Raw genomic sequence first — 25,083 nt, 5'->3', positions numbered from 1 at the left:
ACTGGCTTAAGTGCGGTTGGCTGCGCGCTCGAGGACGGGCCGCTGTTCGGGGCAGTACTCGTCGATGGAAGCAGACAGGAACTGCCACTTCTGCTCGGTGCTGGACTTCCGATCGAGGCTCTTGGCCAGGAAATCGGCGGCCTGGTAGGCGTCCTTGTCGATACCGGTATCCAGCCGGTGGCAGGCGATCTTGCCGAGGTACGCGGTCTTGTCCGGCGGCGCGTAGATGCCGTACGAGTGCAACGTCTCGTTGAAACTGACGTCATCGGCATGTGCCGGAGAGGCCATGGCGATCGCGGCGGCGCCAGCACCCATAGCGATCGCTGCAGTAAGACTGAGTCCCTTCATGGCTGTGAGTCTACATCCGTTGACCTCACGGGACATAGGTTCGCGGATGTCATCGTGATTGACACCACTATCAGCGCGATCTGGCGATCGGGGCTCCCCACCTCAAGATGTTGCCAAGACGGGTGAAATTCACGGTTTCGGGGCCTACTCTCCCCCGGTGATTCCTGCCCCGCCCACCCGTCCCGCACCGCAACGCGTCGCCGACCCGCGACTGCGACGTGTCCTGAAGGACGACGCACACAAACTGACCTCCGTCGGCGGGCTCGCCGCACTGTCCCTGGATGCACTGTCCTCTGTGGCCTATGGCCCGGAGGCCATCGTGCTCGCCCTGATCGCCGGCGGTGTCGGCGCCATCGCCTTCACCCTGCCGGTGGCCATCGCGATCACGGTGCTGCTCATCGTGCTGGTTTTCTCCTACCGTCAGGTGATTGCGGTCCACCCCGAGGGCGGGGGCTCGTACGCCGTGGCCAAGAAGGACCTCGGCCGCGGGGCCAGCCTGTTGGCGGCCGCGAGTCTGGTCGTCGACTACGTACTGACCGTCGCGGTAAGCCTGGCTGCGGGGGCGGCAAGCCTGGCAAGCGCTTTCCCCACCCTGGCTCCGCATCTGCTGTCCATCACGTTGATCGGCCTGGCGATCCTGACCGTTCTCAACATGATCGGAATCAGCGAGTCGGCCAAGGTGCTCATGCTGCCGACATTCGTTTTCATCGTCTGCATCGTGGCGGTCATCGTCTTCGGGCTCGCACACTCCACTCCGGTCGCCGTCATCGGCACGGATCTCGGCCCCATCGAGCCTGCCAGTGCGCTCGGAATCATCCTGGTTCTCAAGGCATTCGCGGCCGGATGCTCGTCGTTGACGGGTGTGGAAGCCATCGCGAACGGTGTCCCCGCATTCAAGACACCCGCCATCAAGCGGGCCCAGCACACCGAGGTTGCCCTCGGAATCCTGTTGGGCGTCATGCTGATCGGGCTCAGCATCCTCATCAAAGCGCACCATGTGGTGCCCCGCGGTGACGTCACCATTCTGGCGCAACTCTCCGCGGCTGCGTTCGGCACAGGATTGCCCTTCTACATCACGAACGTAACCGTGGCGCTGATCCTCGGGTTCGCCGCCAACACCAGTTTCGGTGGACTGCCAGTGCTGATGAGCCTGCTCGCCAAGGACGACCGGATGCCTCACCTGTTCGGGCTGCGGGCGGAGAAGCCGGTCTATCGATACGGTGTCGGGGCGCTCGCCGTGTTCGCGGCGCTGATTCTCATCGCCAGTGCCGCCGACACCCACCGACTGTTGCCGCTGTTCGCGATCGGCGTCTTCATCGGATTCACCATCAGCCAAACCGGTTTGGTCAAGCACTGGTTCGGCGCGCGCACCCCGGGCTGGCACTGGAAGGCTGCCCTCAACGGGTTCGGTGCCGTGCTATCGGCCATGGCGATGATCGTCTTCTTCGCCAGTAAGTTCACCGAGGGCGCCTGGCTGCTCCTCATCGTCATCCCGCTGTTGGTCCTGCTGTTCGGGCGTACCGAGAACTACTACCAGGGTGTCAAACGCGAACTGGCGCTGGATAAATTGCCCCCGCTCACCCCCAATCCCCCGGACCAGACACCCTTGGTGATCGTGCCGATCGACGACATCAACAAGCGGACAGTCCAGCTGTTGGAGGCCGCACTACACCTTGGCGGCGAGGTGGTACCGGTCATCATCAGCCGCACGGATCAGAAGGCGGAGGCGATCACCACGCGTTGGGCGCAATGGAATCCAGGGCTTGAGCTCGTCGTCCTGCCTACCGGGCATCGGTCCCTGGTGACCCCGCTAGTCGAGTACGTCAAGAAGCGGCAGTCCGACGGTCGGCAGGTGACGGTCCTCATCACGGAGATCAAGACGAAACGGCGCTGGCAGCAGATCCTGCACAATCAGACCGGTATCGTGCTGACCGCCAACCTCATTGACCGCACCGACGCGATCGTCGCCAACTATCCCTACCGGATGAACTGACCGCCGCACCTCACGCGATCAGCCAGTCGTGGCGGCTGCCTTCTCGGCAGGGGCAGGGGCCTCCACGGTGTCGCTGCCGGCGTGATCGTCGAGCATGGTTGTCTCGTCGAACGGATCGGCACCCGAAAGCACGGTCGTGATCCGGTCGCGGTCCGTGGTCTTGGTCCAGGTCCCGATGAGCAGTGTGGCCACCGCATTACCGGAGAAGTTGGTCAACGCCCGCGCCTCGGACATGAACCGGTCGATACCGACAATCATGCCGACACCGTCGACGAGTTCCGGACGGTGGCTTTGCAATCCACCTGCGAGCGTGGCCATTCCGGCGCCGGTCACCCCGGCGGCACCCTTGGAAGCGATAATCATGAATGCCAGCAGCGAGATCTGCTCCCCTAACGACAGTGGCTTACCCATCGCGTCGGCAACGAACAACGAAGCCATCGTCAGATAGATCGCAGTCCCGTCCAAGTTGAATGAATACCCGGTCGGGACAACGATTCCCACCGTCGACTTCTCGACGCCCAAGTGCGTCATCTTGGCGATCAGCCGCGGTAGTGCCGATTCGGAGGACGACGTCGACACGATCAGCAGGTACTCGCGCGCCAGGTAGCGCACCAGCTTGAAGATCGACACCCGGGATACCACCCACAGCAGTGTCCCCAGCACACCGAATATGAAGATCACGCATGTTGCGTAGAAACCGAGCATCAGTTCGCCGAGTTGGGTCACGGCCTCCCACCCGGTCTGGCCCACCACATTCGCGATGGCGCCGAAGGCGCCGATGGGTGCCAGCCACAGCACCATGATGAGCACCTTGAAGACCAGCTTCTGCAGCATCCCGATACCGCGCACAATCGATTCACCGGTGGCGCCCAGGGCCTGCACCGCGAACCCGACCAGCAGTGCGATGAACAGCGTCTGCAGCACACTGCCGGAGGTCAGCGCGGAGAACATGGTCTCCGGCACAATCGATTTGATGAAATGCCAGCTGCCGCCGGCCGCGTGGGCCTGGTCGGCGAACTTGGCGCCCGCTGCTTGGTTCGCCCCCGACACATGCATGCCAGTGCCGGGCTTCAGCAGGTTGCCCACGACGAGCCCGATGGCCAAGGCGACGGTCGACATCGCCAGGAAGTACACGAACGCCAACCCACCGACCCGTCCCACACTGGCGGCCTTGCGCACCGATCCGATGCCCAGCACGATCGTGCAGAAGATCACCGGGCTGATCATCATCTTGATGAGGCTGACGAAGATCTCGCCGAGCACACCGACCGATTTTCCAAACCCCGGCCACAACATGCCGACGATCACACCGAGTACCACCGCGACGATAACCCCGATATACAACCAATGCGTTCGGTCCTTTTTGGGTTTCGGCGTCGACTCGGGAGCGGCAGGCGATTCGGGCACTGTCATGTGCCCTATCGTGCCGCACGGTGACTGGGATCACAGCCGATTGTCGCCATTCGGCGACGTCCCGCGACGAACCGCCGAAAACACATCTGACCTGCTTTCACCTGCATTGATGGCTTGACGGGTACCCTTGCGGCCATGGACAGCAACCGCCGCACCGATGCGGCCGCCTCGGGCGGATCCGCGTCATACGGTTCGTGGCCGCAGTCCAACCAGCCGCTGGATTACCCGGACGACCCGGCCTACGCCTCGCAGGCATACGAGTATCCCGCGCTGTCCAGCACCGCCCAGCCCAACCAAACGGCGGTGCTGCCGCAGCAATACGGTTCCTATGGCCCTCCGCCGCAGGATCCTGAGCCGCCGCGACGATCGAATACGTTCTGGTTGTGGGTGGTCGGCCTCGGCGCGCTGGTGGTCATCATCGCGCTGATCATCACGCTATTCGTCCTGATCCAGCGCGAAGACGACAGGCAGCCAACGGTTGTCGCGACGCCGTCCACCCGGACCCAGACGACGACCGCGCCCACCATGCCGCACATCCCGTCGATACCAAGCTTCACCATCCCGCCCATCCCGGTGAATCCACCGACTCAAGGAAGCCAAGCCGCGACAGAAACCGTGGTCTACGAGGTCGGCGGTACGGGATACGCCTTCAACATCACTTACATCGACACCACCGGGTCGCTGCAGACGGAGTTCAACGTCAAGCTGCCCTGGCGCAAGGAGGTCAAGCTGAGCCCCCAGCAGCTAGAGACCGCGATGGTGATCGGTTCCGACTTCTCTCATGAGGTGTCCTGCTCGCTGGTGATCAACGGGACACAGAAGAGCACCACCTCGGGGAAGATGGCCACCTGCAGCAGTGCGGGCTAGCTTGCGTCGCTGACGTTTCGACCGCTGACAGGGTCATAACGCGGCACCTTCACGAAAGTCAGCACCACCATTCCCAACCCGATCATCAACACCAGCCCGGCGATACCAGCACGGGTCGCGTGGAACACCAGCGCGAAGGTGGCGAACAGCCAGGGGCCGACGAACGAGACGGCGCGACCCGTCATGGTGTACAGACCGAAGACAAACGCCTCCCGACCGGCCGGGGCCATCCGCAACACCAGCGTGCGGGCCGCTGACTGAGGAGGCCCGACGAAGACCGCGATCGCGAGCCCACAGATCCAGAATGCCGACGGACCCGACATGCACATCATCGCGGTGCCGAGGGTGACTATTGCCGCGAGCGAGCCGATGATGACCCGCTTGGAACCGAACCGGGTATCGATCAAGCCCCCCAGAACCGCGCCGACTGCCGCCATCACATTCGCGGCCACCCCGAAAAGCGTGATGTCCGCACCGGACAAATGGAACACCGCGTTCGCGATAACCGGGGTCAGCGCGAACATTGCCACCAGCCCATCGCGGAAGATCGCACTGGCGATGAGGAAATAGATGATTCGCCGATCCAGGTGCCACTGCTCGACGACATCGCGCCACAACTCCCGATACACCCCGAGCAGTCCGGGCGAGCTGGGAGGCGGAGCCCCCAGATCGACAACCGGTCGAGTGAGCACCAACGGCAGAGCAAACACCGCGAACCATGCCGCCGCCAACACGACTGACACACGCACATCGAAACCGTCGGCTGCCGATATCTGAAGGAGGCCACGCGTCGGCCCGTCTCCGGAGATGAAAAATACGTAGCAGACGAGTAGGACCACGACACCGCCGATATAGGCGGCCGCCAGGCCGAATCCCGAGACACGGGATGCGTTGGCCGGTGTGGTGAGCGAATGCAGCATCGCGTTATAGGGCACCTGCGCCAGCTCGTTGAACACCGAACCCGCGCAATACAACCCGAGGCCCAGCCAAAGGTAGCGATTGTCCTGGCGCACCAGGCTCATTGAGGTAGAGACCACCACTACCAGGGTGGTGAGCACGGCCAATGCGGTGCGTCGACGCTGTGGGGTATCTGCCCACACGCCGGTCAGCGGTGCGAGCAGGAAGACCAGCAACCCGCCCAGGCCCATCATCCAGCCGAGTAGGCCTTGCGGCACACCGTCGGGCATCCCCGCACCCACGCGACCGGTCAGGTACGGCGTGAAGATGAACATCACGATGACGGTGTTGAAGGCCGCAGAGCCCCAATCGAACGACGCCCACGCGGCTATTCGACCGCGTGCGGAGAGGGTGTCCACTACTTCGTCGCTACGCCCTACGGGCCCGTCGACCCCAGGCATGCTCATCACCGACCAGCGTAGCTTGGCGACCGATCCCGGCCCGGCGCTCTTCCCCGCAAGCGCTCATCGCCGCCTGACGCTCTTCGCAAACCCTTTACGATTGCCCCATGCCGATACCCGCCCCCAGCCCCGATGCCCGCGCCGTCGTCACCGGCGCCTCCCAAGGGATCGGCGCGGCGCTGGCCGAAGAGCTTGCCGCCCGTGGACACAGCCTGATCATCACCGCCCGCCGCGGCGAGATCCTCAACGACCTGGCCAACACCCTGACCGAGAAGACCGGGGTGATCGTCGAGGTACGCGCGGTGGACCTCGCCGACAGCGGCGCCCGCGAGGCACTGTGCAAGGAACTGTCCGAACGCAACATCTCGATCCTGTGCAATAACGCCGGGACGGCGACGTTCGGACCGATCCGCACGCTGGATCCCGAGGGTGAGCGTAAGCAGGTGCTGCTCAACGCTGTTGCAGTACATGACCTTACGTTGGCAGTGCTGCCCGGCATGCTCAAGCGCGGGGCCGGCGGCATCCTGACCTCGGGATCGGCGGCAGGCAACTCCCCCATTCCCAACAACGCCACCTATGCGGCGACCAAGGCATTTGCAAACACCTTCTCCGAGTCGTTGCGTGGTGAGCTCAAGGGCACCGGTGTGCACGTCACGCTGCTGGCGCCCGGGCCGGTGCGAACCGTCGAACCCGATCCCGCGGAGGCGTCGATCGTCGACAAGGTGGTGCCGGACTTCTTGTGGATCAATGGTGAGTACACCGCACGGGTCTCGCTGGATGCTTTGGAACGCAACAAAATGCGTGTCGTCCCCGGTATCACATCCAAGGCGATGTCGGTGGCCGCGGGCTATGCCCCCCGTGCCATCGTCGCCCCGATAGTGGGCAGCTTCTACAAGAAGCTTGGCGACTAACCGTCGCCCCGCAGGTCCAGTAACGCCGCCCGAGCAGTCTCCGCCTTTCCGGGGTCGAGCGCCCGGTCCGCGTCGACGATGACACCCTTAGACCGCAGAAACACGTCGACCGAGGCCCATAGCGTCTCGGCGAGGCGCCCGCTGGCGGCCTCATCCGGTGTGGCATCCCGGGCCACTAGCCATATCGCCGTGGTGGCCGCTGTGCCGATCAATCCGGCGGCCAGCTGATCGGCACCGGCCGGGTGCACATTGACGCGCTCCAGAAACGACGAGATCGTCGCCGCAAGTTCGGCGATGGCCCCGCCTTCTCGCAGCGCCGGAGCGGGCTTCCTGCGCACGCTCACCATCTGGTGCTCAAAGAGAAAGCGCGATGACTCCGGGAACCGTTCCACCAGCTCGATGAGGCGGGATGCGGCGCGCTGCGCGGACTCACGCGGCGCGGTGCGTATATCAACGGCCGCCGTCAGCTGGCGCCGAAGCGCCGCCACCATGGTCTGCGCCACCGAGTCGAAGAGATCGGCGCGGTCCTCAAAATGCCTGTACAGCTTGGGTTTAGCGGAGTGAGCCACGCGAACGACATCCTCCACAGTTGCCGACGGGCCGTTCCGCTCTATCGCAACCAGCGCGGCGGCGATGAATTTCCGGCGCACTCGCACCTTGTGCTGCGCCCAGCGGTCACGCCGGGCATCACCGCTAACTGGCATGCCATTGACGCTACCGTAAGTACCCGGTACTTTTTGGTACTACATACAGCAGGGCGGGTAGCCGGCCACTGAACCGCGGGAGGCATCTCATGTCAGAAACACCCATCACCCTGGACGAATCAGCCGTCGAACGCACCGCGGTTCGGCTCCTGCGCTCGTCGGTCGAGCGCTCCTACGACCCGGTGGTAGACATCGACTGGGATGCGCCCGATGTTCCCGGCCTGCGCTATGTACCCGATAAGTACATCTCGCTATACGGCACGAAGATCTTCGACCAGTTGACCGAGGAAGAGAAGATTCAGCTTGGGCGCCTGGAGGCGTCGGCCCTGGCCAGCTGGGGCATCCTCGCCGAGAGCGCGTTGATGCATCCCATGCTCAAGCTCGCCTCGGTCAGTGATCCCCGCAGTGCCACAGCGCAATACGCGCTGACCGAGGTCGCCGACGAGTGTCGCCACTCGGTGATGTTCGGCCGCCAGATCAACACACTCAGCGACCGCAGCTACGACCCGCCCATGATTGCCCGAGCCCTGGTGGGCGCCACCGCGCTCGCACCACTATCCGCGACGATCTTCTCGATGATGCTCATGGTCGAGGAAATACTGGACCGGTTGCAGCGCCAGACCATGAACGATGAGACCCTCCAGCCGCGCACCCGGGCAATAGCCAAGATCCACGTCATCGAGGAAGCTCGGCATATCAGCTACGCGCGGGTGGCCTTGAACCGTGCCGTCGAGAAAACCGGCCGCGCCCGACTGGCCGTGGAGCGGTTGATCGTTGCCGCGGGTGCGTCAGTGGTTCCGCTGGTCATGGTGCAGCCGGCCGTATACCGCGATGCAGGTCTTCCGCCGCTGCGGACGGCGTGGGCCGCACTGCGCAATCCGCACTATCACGCGAACCTGAGGTTCTTCGGCGAACGCCTCGTGCGGGTCATGGACGAGGCCAACATGATTGAGGGCCAGCTGGTCCAGTACCTCTGGCGGCGCTCACGCATGCTGCCCGTGGACTTTGTCCCGAGGTCAGCCAAGGCGGCGGCCGCCTAGCCTCAGCGGCGGCGCCGACCGGTGCCGAAAATGCTGCGGGACAATTCGCGTCCGGCGGCGGTGGCCGCCGAGCGCAGGAAGCTCTTGACCGCCGAGTTGCCGAGCACCTTCTCGACCATGCTGGGCCCCTCGGGCTCGGCGGGAGGCGGTGGCGCGTCGGCGGGCGCCGGAGCATCGACAGGCGGAGGCGGCGGGGCAGTCTTGGCGGCGAGGCGTTCGTAGGCCGATTCGCGGTCGATGGTCGGCCCGTACTTGGGTTGCAACGGGCTCGCCGCGGCGGCCGCCTTGATCGCGTCATCGCCAATGGCACCCATCAGGGAACGCGGTGCCCGCATCCTGGTCCAACCCACAGGAGTCGGGGCGCCCACCTCGGAGAGCACGGTGACGATGGCCTCACCGATCCCCAGCGAGGTCAGCGCCTTCTCCAGGTCGTACACATCGGTCTTGGGATACGTACGAACGGTCTTGGTGAGCGCCTTTTGGTCATCAGGGGTGAAGGCGCGCAACGCATGCTGGATCCGCGCACCGAGCTGCGACAGCACATCGTTGGGGATATCGGTGGGCAGCTGGGTACAGAAGAAGACACCCACCCCCTTGGAGCGGATCAGCTTCACCGTCTGTTCGACCTGCTCCAAGAACGCCTTCGAGGCGTCGGCGAACAGCAGGTGCGCTTCGTCGAAGATGAAGACGAGCTTGGGCTTGTCGACATCACCCACCTCGGGCAGGACGGTGAACAGGTCGGCCAGAATCCACATCAGGAACGTGGAGAACAACGCCGGCCGTGCCGCCTGGGCGCCCAACTCGAGCAGGGTGATGATCCCGCGGCCGCCGGCTGTACGCATCAAGTCGGCGGGCTCGATCTCGGGTTCCCCGAAGAAGGTGTCACCACCCTCGGCCTCCAGATTCACCAGCGCGCGCAGGATCACTCCAGCCGTCGCGGCCGACACGCCGCCGATCGACTTCAGATCGGCCTTGCCCTCATCGCCGGTGAGGTAGGTGATGACCGAACGCAAGTCCTTGAGGTCCAGCAGTGCCAACCCCTGCTGGTCTGCCCAGTGGAAGATCAGGCCCAGCGTCGACTCCTGGGTAGCGTTGAGCCCCAACACCTTCGATAGCAAGATGGGACCGAAGCTGTGAATGGTGGCGCGGATCGGGACGCCGATGCCGGTCGTCCCGAGGGACATGAACTCGATGGGGAACGACGAGGGCGCCCAGTCGTCTCCGGTGTCCTTGGCGCGGGCGGCGGTCTTATCGTTCGCCTCGCCCGGCTTGGACAGACCGGACAGGTCACCCTTGACGTCAGCCATCACGACGGGAACTCCCGCGGCGCTGAGCTGTTCGGCAATCACCTGGAGTGTCTTGGTCTTCCCGGTACCGGTGGCTCCGGCGATCAGGCCGTGCCGGTTGAGGGTGGCCAACGGGATGCGGATGCGCGCGGCCGGGTCCACGGTGCCATCGACAACGACCGACCCCAGTTCAAGTGCTTGACCTGTGGTGGCGTATCCGGCGGCGATCTGCTGTGCGGGCGTGGTTCCCGCGGTGGTCTGCTCGGCCATGGCCACGACCCTAATGCCCCGGACACTTGCCGTCATCGCCGAGTGCGACGTCACCGCGAGTTTCTGCTTGAAACTGCCTGCGAATTTCCGCACCGACGTCGCACTCACGGATCGCGGGTACCGCTACTGTGGTCAGACTGTGAGTGCCCCACGTGAAGAACTGGTCTGGATCGACTGCGAGATGACCGGGCTTGATCTCGGCTCCGACAAGCTGATCGAGATCGCCGCCCTGGTCACCGATGGCGACCTCAACATCCTCGGCGAGGGCATCGACCTCGTCATTCACGCCGATGACGCGGCCCTCGCCGCGATGCCTCCGGTGGTCGCGGACATGCACGCCAAGTCCGGGCTCACCAATGAGGTCCGCAAGTCGACGGTCACCCTGGCGGAGGCCGAGGCACTGGTGCTCGACTACATCCGTAAGCACGTGCCGTCGGCCAAGGTCGCTCCCCTGGCCGGGAACTCCATCGGCACCGACCGCGGATTCATCGCGCGGGATATGCCACAGCTCGACGGCTACCTGCACTACCGGATGATCGACGTCAGCTCCATCAAGGAGCTGTGCCGCCGCTGGTACCCGCGGATCTACTTCGGACAGCCGGACAAGGGCCTGGCGCACCGGGCCCTCGCCGATATCAAAGAGTCGATCCGAGAGCTGCGCTATTACCGTCGCGCAGCCTTCGTACCCGATCCCGGACCTACGACCAGCGATCTTGTCGCAATCGTGGCCGAGCTGGATGCCGCTTCGGCCAACTCGCCGGATAACGATTCGGCTGAAGGCACCGCCACCGGTTAAGATCGTCCACGCCGCTTCGCGCGGCAATGGTGGCTGTAGTTCAGCTGGTAGAGCACCAGGTTGTGATCCTGGATGTCGCGGGTTCGAGCCCCGTCAGCCACCCCAGCAGGTGGGAGGGCATTTTTGTCCTCCCACCTTTTGTATTCACGAGCACTTGCCACCTCGTACACCCAGGCAAACCAAACGACAGGCCGTCCGCTGCACCTGGCTATCTAGGCGGCCATTATCGTCGTGAGTACCTGCTCGACGTGGGAGTTGCTGCGCTCGTTTCCCACCGTCAACCTGATTCCGTGGCCGGATATCAGTCGCGCCATGACGCCTTCCGCCTCGAGTTGCGCGCTGAGCGTTGCAGCTGCGGACCCGACGCCCAACCACAGGAAGTTCGCGCCGCTCGGTGGCGTGTCGATTCCCAGTACACCGAGGACTTTCCATAGTCGGTCACGTTCCAGGGAGATCTTCCGCACGCGCTCGAACAATTCATCCTCGAGTGTCAGTGATTTCAGAGCGGCGGCGACCGCGATGGAGCTCACGCCACACGGCACGGCGCATTTCCGGAAGGCGTCGGCGAGTAGCTCATGTGCCAGCCCGTACCCCACGCGTAGTCCCGCGAGTCCATAGGCTTTCGAGAAGGTTCTCAGCACGACGACATTCTGATGTTTGCGATAGAGGTCAACCCCCGAAGGGCCTCGATGATCCGGTATAAATTCGGCATACGCCTCGTCGATCACCACCAACACCGTTTTCGGAAGGTCTGCAACGAAGGCTTCGAGCTCACTCCCCGAGACGACCGTTCCCGTGGGATTGTTGGGGTTGCAGATAAATACCGCTCGAGTTCGCGTCGTGACCTGCGCCGCCATCGCGGCGAGGTCGTGTCGGCCGCCAAGTAGCGGCACCTCGCGTGCCACACAGTCCGCCACGTTGGTAACAATCGGGTAGGCCTCGAAAGACGGCCAGGCATAGATGATTTCGTCACCCGGACGCAATACAGCCTGAGAAATTTGTTGGTAGATCCCCATAATCCCAGGCCCGGTGACGACGTGACATTCAGGAACGTCGAGGTGTTTCGCGAGCCGCGCGACGAGCTGTGTGGGTGCGATCTCCGGATACCTGTTGATCTCGGCCGCGGCGCCGGCAATCACCGCGATCACCGACGGCAGCGGCGGATAGGGATTCTCGTTGAGGAACAGTCGATGCGACTCCGCTCCGACGCGCGGTTGCGGCGGCTTCGGCACATAGAGGGGCACGGTCTGCAATGCCGCGCGTGGTACCGGCCCCTCCCATCCGCCGTGGATGCCGGCCTGCTCGTCCCGCTCCGTCGAAACCCTCACAGTTGGTCTCCGGTGCCCGCGCTCGACCTGTCCAAGACTTGGGCAACGTAGAGCCCTGACATGATGTCCTCCACGGCGAGACCGAGGGATTTGAAGAAAGTGATCTCGCTGTCCCTCGTTCGGCCGGGATGCTTTCCTAGCAGCACCTCGCCCAGCTCCGCTACCAGATCGGTGGGCTGTACCAGCCCTTCCTGCAGCGGATTCCGGAGATCGCCCGACTCTGCAAGCGCCGATTCTCGACTGTCGACAAATATGGTCGTTCGCGCAACGGCCTCCGAGGTGAACTCCCTGGCATCGGCGAAGGATCCACCCACGGCGTTGACGTGCGCACCCGTACTCAGCCAATCAGCCTGGACGACGGCCTCTTTGGTTGCCATAGTCGTGCAGATGAGGTCTGCTCCATCGAGTGCACCAGCCGGATCGGCCATGATCTCGACCGGTGTGCCCAACCACGTGGAGGCCCAATCCCGATACTCGACCGCGTGCTCCAGCGTCCGGTTCCAGATCCGGACCCGTCGCAACGAACGCACTGCCGAGATTGCCTCAAGATGGCTGCGGGCCTGAACACCGGCACCCAAAATCGCGAGATCACCGCTGTTAGGTCTGGACAGGGCACGGGTGGCGACCGCCGATACCGCAGCGGTCCGAATTTCTGTGATCGCACCTGCGTCCATGACGGCCGACGGTGACCCGGTTTGCGGGTCGAACACCATCACGACACCGACATGCAGCGGCAGCCCGCGGGACGGATTTTCTGGTTTGAGCACCATCACCTTGAGCCCGAAACCGGCGAAGTCATCGCCGCCGACATGGCACGGCATGGCTCCGAGAAGTCCCGTCTCGGTCTCCGGCCGCACGATGGTACGCAGCGGCTGAGTGATCAGACCTGAGCTGTACCTGCGCATCGCCTCTGCCATCAGGTCGATCGCCACCGCCATCGGCAGGGCTTCCCTTACGGCGGCGTAGTCGAGAAACCGTGGAGCAGCGACCGCGTGCAGTGCATTGCTGTTCATTGCCGGGCTCCCTGACTTCTGCCGTTTCGCACGAGAGTGACGGCGTCCTCCTCGACCAGATCTGCAATGACCCAATCGCTGATCTCGCGCCAGCGCTCGATGGCCTTCTGGTGGAACGGATGCACGAGGTAGCGGTCCAGATCATGTTGGTCTCGGACCATGCCCATCACGACGAAGTCGTAAGCCACAGGGCGATGCGAAATGTTGCGGCCCGCATACCAGCTCATCAATTCCGGCACTTCGTCACCGACGCGGTTTGCATACTCCATAGCCAGCTTGGTTCTCGATTCGTCCCAAGTCACCGCCGGGTGAAGTTTGAACAGCACGATGTGACGAATCATTAGCCATCCTTCACCGCATGCGCGGATTCCAGTGGCGGTTCCACGCTGTTATGGGTCAGACGGAAGACGGTCCACAACATTTCGATGGGCCTCGTCCTCGAAATGAACTCCAGGTCGTAGATCTCCGCGGCGATATCGGTGGTCAATGCCACGTCCACTTCCTTGCCGTCGACGGCGGCGGCTGCGGCGCTGGTGGACGACATGGGGACTACGACAGAGACAGTTACATCCGCCGGCAGCAGCTCTTCGATCAGCGGAATCGGCGATGGGTGGGTGGCGACGACAATGCGGGAGGGGATCTGCGCACCGCGGCATTTGGCGAGTCCGTAATTCGGGGTATTGAAGCGATAAGCTGCCGCAATTTTCAACTTCGGATCCATGTAAAACTTGCTGATTTCCCGATACGCATTCGCTACGAGCAAGTGCGTTGCGCTTGCGGTCAGCACAGCTTCCTTGGCATGTTCGTACGTCGAAAAAAGTTGGACCGGTCCGCCGCGGGCATTGTGGTCTTGCGCTGCCCAGTCCAACAGATGCTGAGCGCTTGCCTCACTACTTGTCCCGGCCGGTCCGAGTGTCGCGATTGACATCGCCTCGCCGGGTGTCAGAGCTATGTCGAGGATGTGGGGTACTTGCACCGTCGTGTTCATGACTGCACCAATCGTCGATCCGCCAGGCTTGCAGCGGAAGTAATCCAATGTCGATATTTGGGTAGTGCGCCCCGAACTGCGTCCCGATAGACGCCGCGGACGGCGTCGGTTATGGGGCCGATAACGCCGGCACCGATTGGTCGGTGGCCGATCTCGATCACCGGCGCGACCTCCACGCCGGTGCCGGTCAGAAAACATTCGTCAGCGTCGTAGAGATCGGAGAGTCGCACCTCCCTTTCGTGGGTGGGCATATCGAGTTCTTGCGCGGCCAGTTCGATGACCGTTTGTCGTGTGATCCCGGGGAGGATGTCCGCGGTAACTGGTGGTGTGACCAGCCGCCCACCCACAACGACGAACACGTTCGAGGTGGTCGCCTCGGATAGGGTGCCCCGCATGTTGAGGAGCAGTGCGTCATCGAGACCCGCCGATTGGGCGTCTTCCATGGCAAGTGCGTTGTTCGCGTAGCTGCCGGTGATCTTGGCGCAGGCGGGCAGCGCGCCGTCCGGCACACGGCGCCATGTACTGATCGCGCACCGCAGTCCGGCCGGGTTGGTGTAGCTGCCCATCGGAATCATCGTTATCGCGAACTCGGTACTCACACCGCTCAGCCGGACCCCGAAGCCCACTCCCGGAAGTAGGGCCGACTTGAACACGATCGGACGCACGTAGGTGTCATGTTGCGCATCGTTGGCAGTCAGCAGATCGATGACGAGCGTGGACATTTCCTCGGCCGACAGATCGAGATCGAGCCGCATCAACTTCGCCGACCGCTTGAGACGATTCATGTGGTCTTCCAGCCGGAACACGTTCAGCGCCGACCGGGTGTGGTTTGTATATGCGCGAATTCCCTCGAATACGCCGGTTCCATAGTTGAAGGCTTGGTTGGTGATCGAAATGCGCGCATCGTCTCGCGGGATCAGCTGCCCGTTGAAGCAGACCAGGCCCGGCACCCCGTCGAGGCGTTGCATCACTGTCGCCGACTCGCTGCAAGGCGTTGCGCGACAATACGTTCGTCGTCAACGCCGGTTGATCGGCGATCGTGGAACCGGGCGGCCTTCCAGCTGACCATCGCGGCCGTACCGGTCAGTGCGTCGGTCTCACCCCGTCGTACCGTCGTGCGCACACCGAGGCGGAGTTCGACATGACGCGCGAGCAGTTCGACCTGCGAATCATCTTTGGCATAAGGGATTTCGATCACGATGTCTAAGAACTCTCCCCCTTCCCCGTCCGTCACGCTGATCTGATAGTCCAAGCAGCCATTGAGGTGCTCGAAGATCGAAGCTTCGATCTCGTAGGCCGTGAACTTTCGGCCGCAGAGCTCTACCGTGTCGCGAACCCGACCGACGGGCTCGATCACCCAGCCACCGTCGCCGGTCGCGCTGGCGACGACCATGTCCCCGGTGCGGTATCGGATGAGCGGCTTTTGCCCGCGATAGAGATTGGTCACGACCAACTCACCTCTGGCATCGCTGCCGTCGAGAGGCACTTCGATGTGGCGAGTCGTATCCGGGTCGATCAGCTCGTAGTAGTTGTTCAGCGGGACCGTGCGTTGCTTACCGTCAGCACAAACCACTGCCAGGATGGACGCCTCCTGGGAGGCATACATACAGTTGTATATCGTTGTGTTCCATATTGTTCCGAGGTTGGCCAGCAGTTGCGGTGTTATCAGCTCGCCGAGGGCGAACAAACATTTCAACCGCAACTTGGCCGGGCTTTCGCCTGCGCGAATCAGGTGTCGGGCCAGTTCAACAGCAACGCCGGGCGTACACACCAATGCGGTGATCCCTAAATCTTCAATCAGGTTCAACGCGCGCTCGATGCCAACCAACGGAGATCGTGGCCACATTTTTACGACTGTGTGCCCGAGCGCCCGGAAGACGTCCTCGAAGGTATCCCCCGTGGAATGGAGTTCGGTTGGCCCCATGATGCCGATGATGTGTACGTCGCCATGCTGCGCCAGCACCTCCCGATAGCGGAGGATGAGCGCCGTGTTGTTGACGATCGAGTCGATCTCATTGCGCGGGCAGGGCGTCGCAGGCCCGGTTGTTCCTGTGGTCTCGTAGTACACCCAGGCCTTTTCAAGCGGCTGCGACGCGATATCGTGCCGAGCCGTCCGCAGGTCGTCCTTGGTGGTGAAGGGAATATGGTCAACGTCCGCCAATTCGAATCCGTTGGGGTGAGCGGCGACGAAAGCGTCCAGGCGACGCGAGTAGAACGTCGAATTCGAATGGGCATACTCGAGAACGGATTTCAATCGGTCGCGCTGAACTGCCGCGACGGACGTGGTGGAGTACCCACCGGTCTCGTAGCGGAGTTGTTCGTCGTACACCTGCGTCGCTACTGCTGCGAGTTCTGGGTGAAAGAAGGCGTACATTCCGCTCCTACTTCAATAGCGAGAAGCTTCCGGCCAACTTATTCACGCTCTTGCGTGGCCCGACGATTCCTACGGCTGACAGCGGGATCTCAGCGCTGTCAGCGGCCGAAAGGAGCGCCTCGTACTCGTCGTAGGTCTTGCAGGACTGCGCCAAGTTGCTGAACGGAAAGACGATCATGTCCGGATCGTCGGCAGCGCGAAGATATTTTGCGCGTAACTCCATCTGCGGGGCTACCAGGATCGGTAGTGGCGCGAGCACCACCCCCGGGTACCGGTGCCCGTCCCGACTCTCCAGTGGCGGACCGACTAGTCCATCCAAAGCGCGACCCATCGAGACTCCGATCACGCTGACCGCGTTGGCCGAAAGGCCGATGGGGAGCTCTTCGTCCACGAGAACAACCGACTTGTGAATCGCTGCAATGAACGCCATGCCCGGCTCTCGCACTAGGAGCTCCTTTCAGCGGTTCGAGTGTACAGCGACAGCATGTGTGCAATATCACAATTGGCTACTCGAATGCGGTAACGCCCTCCGATCATCGCGAACCACGATCCCGCCGGGCGGCGTGGGCCAGAACGCGATTTCGCGTTCGGTCTGTGCGGTGGTGGACAAGGACCCGTTGACGCCCCGGGTCGTAGAAATCGAACCATCACCCAAGCAACAGGAACGCCATCTACCGAGGTAGACGACGTTTTCGTTTGACCGGCGATCACACCGCGATCAGGCTTTTCCCGTCATCGCTACCCGGCCTCGCGCAATCAAGATCGGTTTCAGGAAACGACCTCTATAGGCCGCACGTTCTGAAACCGTGCCTATGGCAAACCAGACGGTACCGACCTCATACGCCCACAGTGATCTCTGCCAGAAATAGCTAGCAAATTCAACCCGTAAACCCCGCCAGTAGTGGCGAATCCGTATCCATCATGCTGACCCTGATCACTCTTGAACACGCCGACCAATATCAGCGCTATGACCAGGCATGTCAGAGGTGGGCAATCTGGCAACGCAGCGCACCACTATTTACCAACACTGCTATACGTGAAGTGGGCACGCGTGTAATACTCTTCGCGGGCTAACGCCTTCCCACTACTTCCATACCTGTTTTCAAGGGGTACCCGTGACCGCGACCACCACCAATGAGTCCACTCGGAACTTCACCCGTACCCGCAACGGGTACGACCCGATTGAGGTCAACGAGTACATCAGCCGGCTGACGATCATGCACCAGTCGGGGCTGAACGATGTCGAGACGCTGAAGAGCCGACTCGAGGACTCCACCAATCAGATCACCTCACTGAAGGGCGAGGTGTCCACTCTCAGCGACACCTCACCGTCAGCACATGCGATGACCGACCGGATGGCCAAGATGCTCCGCATCGCCGTCGACGAGGTCTCCGAGATGCAGAGCGAGGCGCGCACCGAGTCGGCCGCCCTGGTCGCCTCCGCCAAGTCCGATGCCGAAGCCATGCGCACCAAGCACAAGGAAATGCTCGCCGATATGGCGGCACGGCAAAGCGCCCTGGAGACCGAGTACACCGAGGTCATGGCGCGGGCTCGTGAGGAAGCCAATCAGATTGTCGCCCAGGCGGTAAGCGAGTCTGAGCGGCTGCGCGCCGCCGAGAACAAGCGGCGCGACAAGGCAGAGACGGAGTTGGACGAGGAGCTGACCAAGCTGCGCACCGAGACCCAGTCGGCCGTCGACGAGCAGCGGCGCAGCATCCAGGCCGAGTGCGAGAAGCGGCTGACCGATGCCAGGGACGAGGCAGATCGCCGCCTGCGGCTAGCCGACGAGCAGATCGAACGTCGCCTGGAGCAGGCCCGTCGCTCCGTGGAAGAGGTTGGCCAGCAGCGGATCTCAATCCTTGAACAGCTGATGAGCGTGCACGGCAAGCTCGAAAGCATCCCGTCGATCTTGGAGTCGGCGTACCGCGATCGCGACAACTCGAAGTCGATCATCATGGTGCCGTCCAAGCGAGTCCTGGATCAGAAGGTCATCGAAGGGTAGTTATAGCCGCGCGTTTCCGGCTTTCCACTGTGACCACGGGATGTTCCAGTCGCCCAGACCCTCGGTGCCGGAAAGCACCGGCCCCACGGTGTTGGAGACAATCACGAGGTCGCCGCGTTTGGTGTTCTCGTAGAACCACTTTGCGTTCGCAGTGCTGACATTCAGGCAGCCGTGACTGGTGTTGGTGCGACCCTGCGCTCCAACAGACCACGGCGCGGCATGAACATAGATCCCGCTGTAGGACATCTGGGTGGCGTACTGCACCTTGGTGCGGTACCCGTCGGGCGAGTTGACCGCGACACCATAGGTCGATGAGTCCATGATCAGATCCTTGAACCGCTCGCCGATGATGTAGGTACCGTTATTGGTGGGCGCCTTGTCCTTACCCATCGAGGTCGGCATCGTTTTGATGATCTCGCCGTTGCGCTCGACGTTGACGACCTTGTTGTTGTCATCCACGCGGCTGATGATCGCGTCGCCAACGGAAAAACGGGATGTCACGTTGTCCTGCCCGAAGACACCGCTGCCCAGGTCCACCCCGTAGGTGTTGACCTTCACGTCGACCGATGTTCCCGGCTCCCAGAACGCCTCTGGGCGCCAACGCACTTCGCGGTTGTTCAACCAGTAGAACGCACCCTCGACAGGCGGGTTGGTGGTGATCTTGATGGCTTTCTCGGCCGCGGCCCGATTCGGAATGCTCTCGTCGAACCGGATGGCGACCGTCTGACCGATCCCGACCACCTCACCGTCGCCTGGCACGACATACGGCATCGTCATGTTGTCCGGCGAGTGGGTGCGGAAAGTCGCGTTGGCGCGGGCCACACCGCCGAGACCCCGGGCGTCCGCGATGAGCGTGTACTGCTTGTCGTAACCGAGCGGTTCGATGGTCGACCAGGTCACACCGTCGGGGCCGACTTCGCCGGCAATCTCTTTGCCATCGGAGTTGACCATGGTGACGGTTCCGAGCACACCCTCGCCGGCGCTCACGGTCACCGGCGCATCAACTGGCACACCGACGGCTCCGTCCTTAACCGACATCGCCAACTTGGGCACCAGCAGATCGGCGTAAGGCGTTGCCTTGTCAATGACTTTCGATGGTTCCTGGGGCGCAGTGCCCGCACATCCGACCAGTACAGCGGTTGCCACGACAGAGAGAGCAAGCGCAGCTGTCCACCGCCGGCGCGCGCCAACCAGCAGGCGTGGACGACCCTGGGTCATGCTTTGCTCCCTTTGAATCTTTATGCATCAAGTTCAGCGATGATTGTACGGCTTCGCGATGGTCGGCGACGACCTCAATCAACGTGACCGGGCTATCGCGCGGATTAGAATTTTCGTTACGGGCACCGAGGCTGCTAAGGTCTTCCACGCACGTTAACGCGCCGTTAGCTCAGTTGGTAGAGCAGCTGACTCTTAATCAGCGGGTCCGGGGTTCGAGCCCCTGACGGCGCACCATAGAAACGCCTCGTTCTCAGCCAAGTTCCCATGGCTGGGCACGGGGCGTTTCATTTTTGTGGAGATGCCCGGGAATACTCGGCGGCGGGTCGCGTTGCGTTGACCGTGACGGTTCCTTATGAAGTCCCCGATGTGACGCTCAATTCCGGTACCACGATTCCCCAGCTCGGTTTCGGTGTCTGGCAGGTACCCAGTGACGGCGCCCAGGCTGCCGTTCTTACCGCCCTGCAGGTCGGCTATCGCAGCATTGACACCGCGAAGATCTACGACAACGAGGAGGGCACCGGCCGCGCCATTGCGGACTCCGGACTCTCCCGTGGGGACGTCTTCCTGACCACCAAGCTGTGGAACTCCGATCAGGGCTATGACAGCGCGCTGCGCGCCTTTGACGCCTCCCTGGCGCGCCTGGGCACCGATTACGTGGACCTGTATCTCATCCACTGGCCGGTGCCCGAGCTCGATGAGTACGTGGCGAGCTTCAAAGCATTGCAACGGATCCAGGCGGATGGTCGCGCCAAGGCCATCGGGGTCAGCAATTTCACCATCGAGAACCTCCAGCGCGTGATCGACGAGACGGGAGAAGTCCCTGCCCTCAACCAGATCGAGCTACACCCCCGGTTCACCCAACCCGAGCTGCGTGCCTTCCATGCCGAATACGGCATTGCCACCGAGGCGTGGTCTCCGCTCGGTCAGGGCACCGTCCTGGAGGATCCGACGATCGGCGCCATCGCGCAAGCCCACGGCGTGACTCCGGCCCAGGTGATCCTGCGCTGGCATCTTCAGCTGGGTAACGTGGTGATCCCGAAATCGGTTACCCCGGAACGTATTGCGGCTAATTTCGACGTGTTCGGATTCGAGCTCGACGAGGAGGCGGTACAGCGCATCACCGCACTCGACGTACCCGACGGCCGCATCGGCCCGGATCCCGCGACGTTCAACCTGCGTTAACAGTCGATTCACCACGCCTGCCGGGACCGTCATCCCCTGCCGTCGACGGTCCCGGCAGGAAACGGATACTTGATCTACATACTGCGTTTGCCTTCTGTTCTTCAGCCAGAAATGCGGCTCTCTTAGAAATTTCCGGAGATACCCGTACCCCTCATGGGTACTGGACATCGCCGCGTCGCGACATCCCCCGCGGATGGACGCTGTCGGACAACTGAGAGGCAATGCCGCCATGCTGAAAAGCCTTGTCGCCCTGACCATCATCTGCACGCTTGGAGCCGCCGCGCCAAGCGCCCTGGCCAATCCGCCGGGCGGCGAACCGCTACCGGAACAGCCTGTCGCCGATTCCGTGCCGCCTATCGACAACGGTGCCGTCGCCTCCGCCGAGCCGGGCACCCTGCGTACACGCGACGGCTGGATTCTGGTGGTCGCGGCCAAGGACGAGACTCAGTTGCCCGTCGCGCCGCTGACCACCGCCCTGTCCTCCCGCGAGTACTTGGTGGGCGGCACGTTCATCGGATCCATCCAGGGTTCCGGTAAGACCGCGCTGACCGACGGGATTCTGGAAGCCGGATATCAGATCGGTTGTGGCATAACGGCAGCCGAGGTCGATTTGAGATTCGGTGGCGGTATCACGCCACAAATCAGCCCCGTTGGCGTGCCCAGTGTGGGTGCCAATGTCTTCGCACAAGTTCGCCCTACGCTCAAACCGGGGACCGCGACCATCATCCCGGTCACCAAGATGGCATTCGAGGGCGAGACCTCGGCGCGCGTGACAATCACCGCATTCCGCATCAAGATCGACAGCTGCGTGGGCCAATCCTTCATTCGCTCCTACGCCACATTCACCAGCTCAACCGAAGACACACAAGACGTGATCACCTACATGGGCGCCACCAAAGCCGTATAAGCCACATCCCATATCGTTCAATGCATTTCAGCCCCGAGAGGCAAACTCATGATGCTCAAAACTCTTGCCACACTGACTGCGGCCTGCACAATCGCGGGGACGGCACCGCTGGCGCGGGCGGACCCCGATTCCACTCCGCCGCCTATACCCGCCGCCGATGCGCTGCCGCAACCCGCCGAGGGTGAGCCGGGCCCACCGCTGGACAACGGCATCGTCGCCTCCGAGGAGCCGAGCACTGCGAAGACACCCGACGGTTGGGTGCTGACGCTCGCCGCCGAGGAGGAGACCCAACTGCCGATCCCACCGCTGACGACCGCCGTTTCCTCCCGCGAGTACCTCACTGGAGGCACCTTCACCGGCAGCGTCAAGGGCAGCGGCAGCACCAAACTGAAGGGGGGAACGGTGGAGGCGGGCTACCAAATCGGCTGCGGCATTGAGCTGAACTCTGTCCGACTGACGGGCAGCGTTGGCCTATCGTCCTCGATAGGCCAATCCGGTCTCGGCAACATCAGTATGCCCTTCGTAGGCAACATTGAGGTCAGGCCCAAACCCGGCGAGGTCATCAACGTCTCGGTGACCAAGAAGAAATTCAAAGGCACCGAATCTCGGGTCACTCTCAAGGACGTACACATCAAAATCGACGGATGTGTCGGACAGTCCTTCCTACGGTCATACGCGGTCCTGACCAGCTCCACCACCGGGACTCAAGATATCGTCGCCTACTACGGGGTGACCAAGACCGTCTGATCCGGATCAACCAGCCTCACTGCACGATGTAGTGGCTCTCCTCGGGAGATGCGAGCATGCGCTCCATGGTCTTTCGATCGAATGGCCACAAGTCGACCGATCCGTCCTCAGTGAGGTACCACGAGTTACAGCCGGTGGCCCACACCGTGGGTTTCATCGCCTCGCGCGCTTGGTCATTGAATTCGTCCGTAGCCTCACGGCTCACCTCAACCGTGGTGATCTCACCGAGGGCGAAACGACGAAGCCAGCTGACGATATATTCGGCGGTGCGCTCGGCCGTGTGCTGAAGCCAGATCGACCCGGTCGGCGAGTTGGGACCGAGCACGGTGAAGAAGTTCGGGAAGCCGGGGATAGCGGTCATACGGTAGGCCTTGGGCCCCTTCTCCCATGCCTCCTCAATCGAATATCCGTCTTTGCCAACCAGATTCATGGGACGCATGTAGTTGTGCGCCTGGAAACCGGTAGCCAGCACAATCACATCGAACTCACGCTCGACGCCATCGACCGTCACGATTCCGGTTGGCGTGACCCGGTCGATACGGTCGGTGACAATCTCGACATTCGGCTTCTGGACGGCGCGATGGAATGACCCGGATAGCACCTGCCGTTTGCACAGCGGCTCGTAATCCGGAGTGAGCTTCTGGCGCAACTCTTTATCGCGGATCAAATGCAGACAGGCCCGCGCGTACTGCTGCACCAGACGCCGCCCCCAGTTGGGCTTGGTCACGATGTTGACCAATGCATCGGTGCCCGTCAGCGCGCTGAACCGCACAATACGTTCCGTGGGCAACGCCTCCAACACCTTGGTAACGAACTTCGGCTGCCGCATCCCCATCGGTGCCCACAGCACCCATTGCGGGGTCCGGATAAAGGACGTCACCTGATTGACGATCGGTTGCAGCGCCGAAACCACCTGCACTCCAGTGGAACCCGTTCCGATGGCGGCGACTCGCTTGCCCTCCAGTTCCACCGAGTCATCCCAGCGGGCGGTGTGCACCACCGTCCCCCGGAAGCTGTCGAGCCCAGGGATATCGGGAATGTTCGGGTGATGCAGCACGCCGGTGGCGGCGATCAGGAAATCGCATTCGAGTATCTCCCCCGCCGCAGTGGTGACCCGCCACCCCGATCCAGTGAACTCGGCTGCCGTCACTTCCTGCCCACACCGGATATGCGGCATCACACCGAGGTCCTCGGCTGCCCGCCGGTGATACGCCTGAATCTCGCTACCGGTGGCGAAGACGCGGGGCCAGTCCGTTCTCGGCGCAAACGGGTACTGATAGGCCTGGGAGGGCACATCGCATGTCAGTCCCGGATAGCGGTTCCAGTACCAGACGCCGCCGACGTCATCGCCCTTCTCCAGAATCGTGAAATCGTCGAATCCGGCCTCTTTGAGCTTGTGGCCCACCGCAATTCCCGCCATGCCCGCGCCGATGACAATGACCCTCGGGGTGCGTTGGTTGCTCATTTCTCGTGCTCCCTACTCTGACGCTCGATCCGTTCGAGGTAGGCGCCGCGCGCGGTCAGGTCGAGCGACGTCAGGGCGCGGCGGTCGTCGATGAGCCGCCGGGCAAGTCGCTCAACGGGTTCGGGCACCAGCAGGTCCACCAGTCCCCAACCGAACGCGAGCCAGCCCGGCACCGAGATCTGTGCGCGGCGGGTGTCGACGCTTCGAACAATCGCGGCGCCCACATCTTCTGGGTCAACGGTCGGCATACCCTTCCCCAACGGCGCACCCGAGGCGAGTTCGGTCCGGACCGCGCTCGGTAGCACGCAGCTGATGCTCACGCCGCTGTTCCCGTACTCCTTGCGCAACGCAATCGATAGTCCGACAGCACCGAACTTGGAGGCGTTATAGGTGACCATGCCCGGGACTGCCAACTTGCCCGCCATCGACGCCACGTTCACGATGTGTCCGCGCCCGCGCGCCACCATCTCCGGCAACGCGGCCCGCGCACCGTTGAGCGGGCCACGCACGTTCACGTCGAGAATCAAGTCGGTGGTGCGCTCGTTTTCTTCGACGAATCCGCCCAGCGGCATGACACCCGCGTTGTTGATCAAGATGTCGACAGGTCCGGATTGGGCGCGCACCTGCTCAAGAAACGCGGTCCAGGACTCGGGCTTGGTGACATCGAGGGCGCCGGCCTGCGCTCGCGGGATTCCCTCCGCGGTCTCTTTGGCGACTACGTCATCGACATCGCCGATCCAGACATCGGCTCCCTGGTCAGCGAAGAGGCGCGCCGTCGCGGCCCCGATTCCCCTGGCTCCGCCGGTGATAACCACCACCGCGCCGCGCAGCTCGATCCTCGGATAACGACTCACATCAACCTCCAACGGAAT

The 25,083-nt window shown here is 62.7% G+C and carries 24 protein-coding genes and 2 tRNA genes; 11 read left to right on the top strand and 15 right to left on the bottom strand.

The features are described 5' to 3' along the window. Positions 1–6 precede the first annotated feature (6 nt). Positions 7–348 carry a DUF732 domain-containing protein gene (locus tag MLB1_RS20555; protein ID WP_180751707.1) on the bottom strand — a complete coding sequence of 114 codons (342 nt, stop codon included), beginning with the start codon at positions 346–348 and terminating at the stop codon, positions 7–9. 157 nt (positions 349–505) lie between these two features. Between MLB1_RS20555 and MLB1_RS20550 the strand changes: the two genes are divergently transcribed. Then, the gene (locus tag MLB1_RS20550; protein ID WP_180751706.1) at positions 506–2,341 is read left to right on the top strand and encodes an APC family permease; all 1,836 of its coding nucleotides are present in this window, start codon (positions 506–508) and stop codon (positions 2,339–2,341) included. 18 nt (positions 2,342–2,359) lie between these two features. Here the strand turns inward: MLB1_RS20550 and MLB1_RS20545 are convergent, their stop codons facing one another. Then, entirely contained in the window at positions 2,360–3,754 is a 1,395-nt protein-coding gene (locus MLB1_RS20545) for a cation:dicarboxylate symporter family transporter (protein WP_180751705.1), read from the bottom strand. A 135-nt stretch (positions 3,755–3,889) separates the two neighbouring features. Between MLB1_RS20545 and MLB1_RS20540 the strand changes: the two genes are divergently transcribed. Then, on the top strand, positions 3,890–4,621 hold the full coding sequence (locus MLB1_RS20540) for an MmpS family transport accessory protein (protein ID WP_180751704.1): 732 nt from the start codon (positions 3,890–3,892) through the stop codon (positions 4,619–4,621). Here MLB1_RS20540 and MLB1_RS20535 read toward each other — a convergent pair. Continuing rightward, on the bottom strand, positions 4,618–5,937 hold the full coding sequence (locus tag MLB1_RS20535) for an MFS transporter (RefSeq protein WP_180751905.1): 1,320 nt from the start codon (positions 5,935–5,937) through the stop codon (positions 4,618–4,620). The two genes, MLB1_RS20540 and MLB1_RS20535, sit on opposite strands and share 4 nt — an antisense overlap. Positions 5,938–6,086: 149 nt before the next feature. Between MLB1_RS20535 and cmrA the strand changes: the two genes are divergently transcribed. Continuing rightward, a complete protein-coding gene (cmrA, locus tag MLB1_RS20530; protein WP_180751703.1) occupies positions 6,087–6,890 on the top strand; it encodes a mycolate reductase in 804 nt (267 codons plus the stop codon). Here the strand turns inward: cmrA and MLB1_RS20525 are convergent. Beyond that, positions 6,887–7,546: a TetR/AcrR family transcriptional regulator gene (locus tag MLB1_RS20525; protein WP_358146705.1), complete on the bottom strand. Its 660-nt coding sequence runs from the start codon at positions 7,544–7,546 to the stop codon at positions 6,887–6,889. The genes cmrA and MLB1_RS20525 overlap by 4 nt on opposite strands. A 137-nt stretch (positions 7,547–7,683) precedes the next feature. Here MLB1_RS20525 and MLB1_RS20520 point away from each other — a divergent pair, with 137 nt between their 5' ends. Further along, complete coding sequence (locus MLB1_RS20520) at positions 7,684–8,634, top strand: diiron oxygenase (protein WP_180751701.1); 951 nt, start codon at positions 7,684–7,686, stop codon at positions 8,632–8,634. Between the two features lie 2 nt (positions 8,635–8,636). Here MLB1_RS20520 and MLB1_RS20515 read toward each other — a convergent pair whose 3' ends face one another. After that, the gene (locus tag MLB1_RS20515) at positions 8,637–10,190 is read right to left on the bottom strand and encodes a helicase HerA-like domain-containing protein (RefSeq protein WP_180751700.1); all 1,554 of its coding nucleotides are present in this window, start codon (positions 10,188–10,190) and stop codon (positions 8,637–8,639) included. Between the two features lie 139 nt (positions 10,191–10,329). Here MLB1_RS20515 and orn point away from each other — a divergent pair, with 139 nt between their 5' ends. Further along, on the top strand, positions 10,330–10,986 hold the full coding sequence (orn, locus tag MLB1_RS20510; protein WP_180751904.1) for an oligoribonuclease: 657 nt from the start codon (positions 10,330–10,332) through the stop codon (positions 10,984–10,986). A 29-nt stretch (positions 10,987–11,015) separates the two neighbouring features. Continuing rightward, positions 11,016–11,091 (top strand) — tRNA-His (locus MLB1_RS20505). Positions 11,092–11,198: 107 nt separating this feature from the next. On the opposite strand, the gene MLB1_RS20500 is transcribed toward MLB1_RS20505, so the two are convergent. The 7 genes from MLB1_RS20500 to MLB1_RS20470 are packed head-to-tail and all read right to left on the bottom strand — an operon-like array spanning position 11,199 to position 17,134. Further along, entirely contained in the window at positions 11,199–12,314 is a 1,116-nt protein-coding gene (locus tag MLB1_RS20500; RefSeq protein WP_219603398.1) for a histidinol-phosphate transaminase, read from the bottom strand. Further along, entirely contained in the window at positions 12,311–13,327 is a 1,017-nt protein-coding gene (locus MLB1_RS20495; protein WP_180751699.1) for an ornithine cyclodeaminase family protein, read from the bottom strand. Before MLB1_RS20495 ends, MLB1_RS20500 begins: the two co-directional genes overlap by 4 nt. Beyond that, complete coding sequence (locus tag MLB1_RS20490; RefSeq protein WP_180751698.1) at positions 13,324–13,668, bottom strand: Dabb family protein; 345 nt, start codon at positions 13,666–13,668, stop codon at positions 13,324–13,326. Before MLB1_RS20490 ends, MLB1_RS20495 begins: the two co-directional genes overlap by 4 nt. Next, complete coding sequence (locus tag MLB1_RS20485) at positions 13,668–14,315, bottom strand: hypothetical protein (RefSeq protein WP_219603397.1); 648 nt, start codon at positions 14,313–14,315, stop codon at positions 13,668–13,670. Before MLB1_RS20485 ends, MLB1_RS20490 begins: the two co-directional genes overlap by 1 nt. Then, on the bottom strand, positions 14,312–15,283 hold the full coding sequence (locus MLB1_RS20480; protein ID WP_180751697.1) for a branched-chain amino acid transaminase: 972 nt from the start codon (positions 15,281–15,283) through the stop codon (positions 14,312–14,314). The genes MLB1_RS20485 and MLB1_RS20480 overlap by 4 nt, the downstream gene beginning before the upstream one ends. After that, complete coding sequence (locus MLB1_RS20475; RefSeq protein ID WP_180751696.1) at positions 15,283–16,689, bottom strand: phenylacetate--CoA ligase family protein; 1,407 nt, start codon at positions 16,687–16,689, stop codon at positions 15,283–15,285. Before MLB1_RS20475 ends, MLB1_RS20480 begins: the two co-directional genes overlap by 1 nt. Positions 16,690–16,696: 7 nt before the next feature. Then, positions 16,697–17,134, bottom strand: coding sequence for a DUF2000 domain-containing protein (locus MLB1_RS20470; protein WP_219603396.1), 438 nt, complete (start codon positions 17,132–17,134; stop codon positions 16,697–16,699). Between the two features lie 670 nt (positions 17,135–17,804). Here MLB1_RS20470 and MLB1_RS20465 point away from each other — a divergent pair. Next, positions 17,805–18,692, top strand: a complete 888-nt coding sequence (locus tag MLB1_RS20465) for a DivIVA domain-containing protein (RefSeq protein ID WP_180751695.1) — start codon at positions 17,805–17,807, stop codon at positions 18,690–18,692. Here MLB1_RS20465 and MLB1_RS20460 read toward each other — a convergent pair whose 3' ends face one another. Beyond that, positions 18,693–19,910: an Ig-like domain-containing protein gene (locus MLB1_RS20460; protein WP_180751694.1), complete on the bottom strand. Its 1,218-nt coding sequence runs from the start codon at positions 19,908–19,910 to the stop codon at positions 18,693–18,695. Between the two features lie 158 nt (positions 19,911–20,068). Between MLB1_RS20460 and MLB1_RS20455 the strand changes: the two genes are divergently transcribed. From MLB1_RS20455 to MLB1_RS20440, 4 genes are all read left to right on the top strand, one after another. Further along, positions 20,069–20,144, top strand: a tRNA-Lys gene (locus MLB1_RS20455). 132 nt (positions 20,145–20,276) lie between these two features. Then, the gene (locus MLB1_RS20450) at positions 20,277–21,092 is read left to right on the top strand and encodes an aldo/keto reductase (protein WP_180751900.1); all 816 of its coding nucleotides are present in this window, start codon (positions 20,277–20,279) and stop codon (positions 21,090–21,092) included. A gap of 229 nt (positions 21,093–21,321) precedes the next feature. Further along, complete coding sequence (locus MLB1_RS20445; RefSeq protein WP_180751693.1) at positions 21,322–21,999, top strand: MspA family porin; 678 nt, start codon at positions 21,322–21,324, stop codon at positions 21,997–21,999. Between the two features lie 51 nt (positions 22,000–22,050). Next, positions 22,051–22,746, top strand: a complete 696-nt coding sequence (locus tag MLB1_RS20440; protein ID WP_180751899.1) for an MspA family porin — start codon at positions 22,051–22,053, stop codon at positions 22,744–22,746. A gap of 16 nt (positions 22,747–22,762) precedes the next feature. Here the strand turns inward: MLB1_RS20440 and MLB1_RS20435 are convergent, their stop codons facing one another. Both MLB1_RS20435 and MLB1_RS20430 read right to left on the bottom strand, forming a co-directional pair. After that, a complete protein-coding gene (locus MLB1_RS20435) occupies positions 22,763–24,211 on the bottom strand; it encodes an NAD(P)/FAD-dependent oxidoreductase (protein ID WP_180751692.1) in 1,449 nt (482 codons plus the stop codon). After that, a complete protein-coding gene (locus MLB1_RS20430; RefSeq protein ID WP_180751691.1) occupies positions 24,208–25,065 on the bottom strand; it encodes an SDR family oxidoreductase in 858 nt (285 codons plus the stop codon). Before MLB1_RS20430 ends, MLB1_RS20435 begins: the two co-directional genes overlap by 4 nt. Positions 25,066–25,083: the final 18 nt, after the last annotated feature.

Origin of the sequence: Mycobacteroides sp. LB1 (genome assembly GCF_013449725.1) — a bacterium.
Taxonomy (GTDB): Bacteria; Actinomycetota; Actinomycetes; order Mycobacteriales; family Mycobacteriaceae; genus Mycobacterium.
Note: the sequence above shows the minus strand (reverse complement) of the source record. Positions and strands in the feature narration are given on the sequence as shown.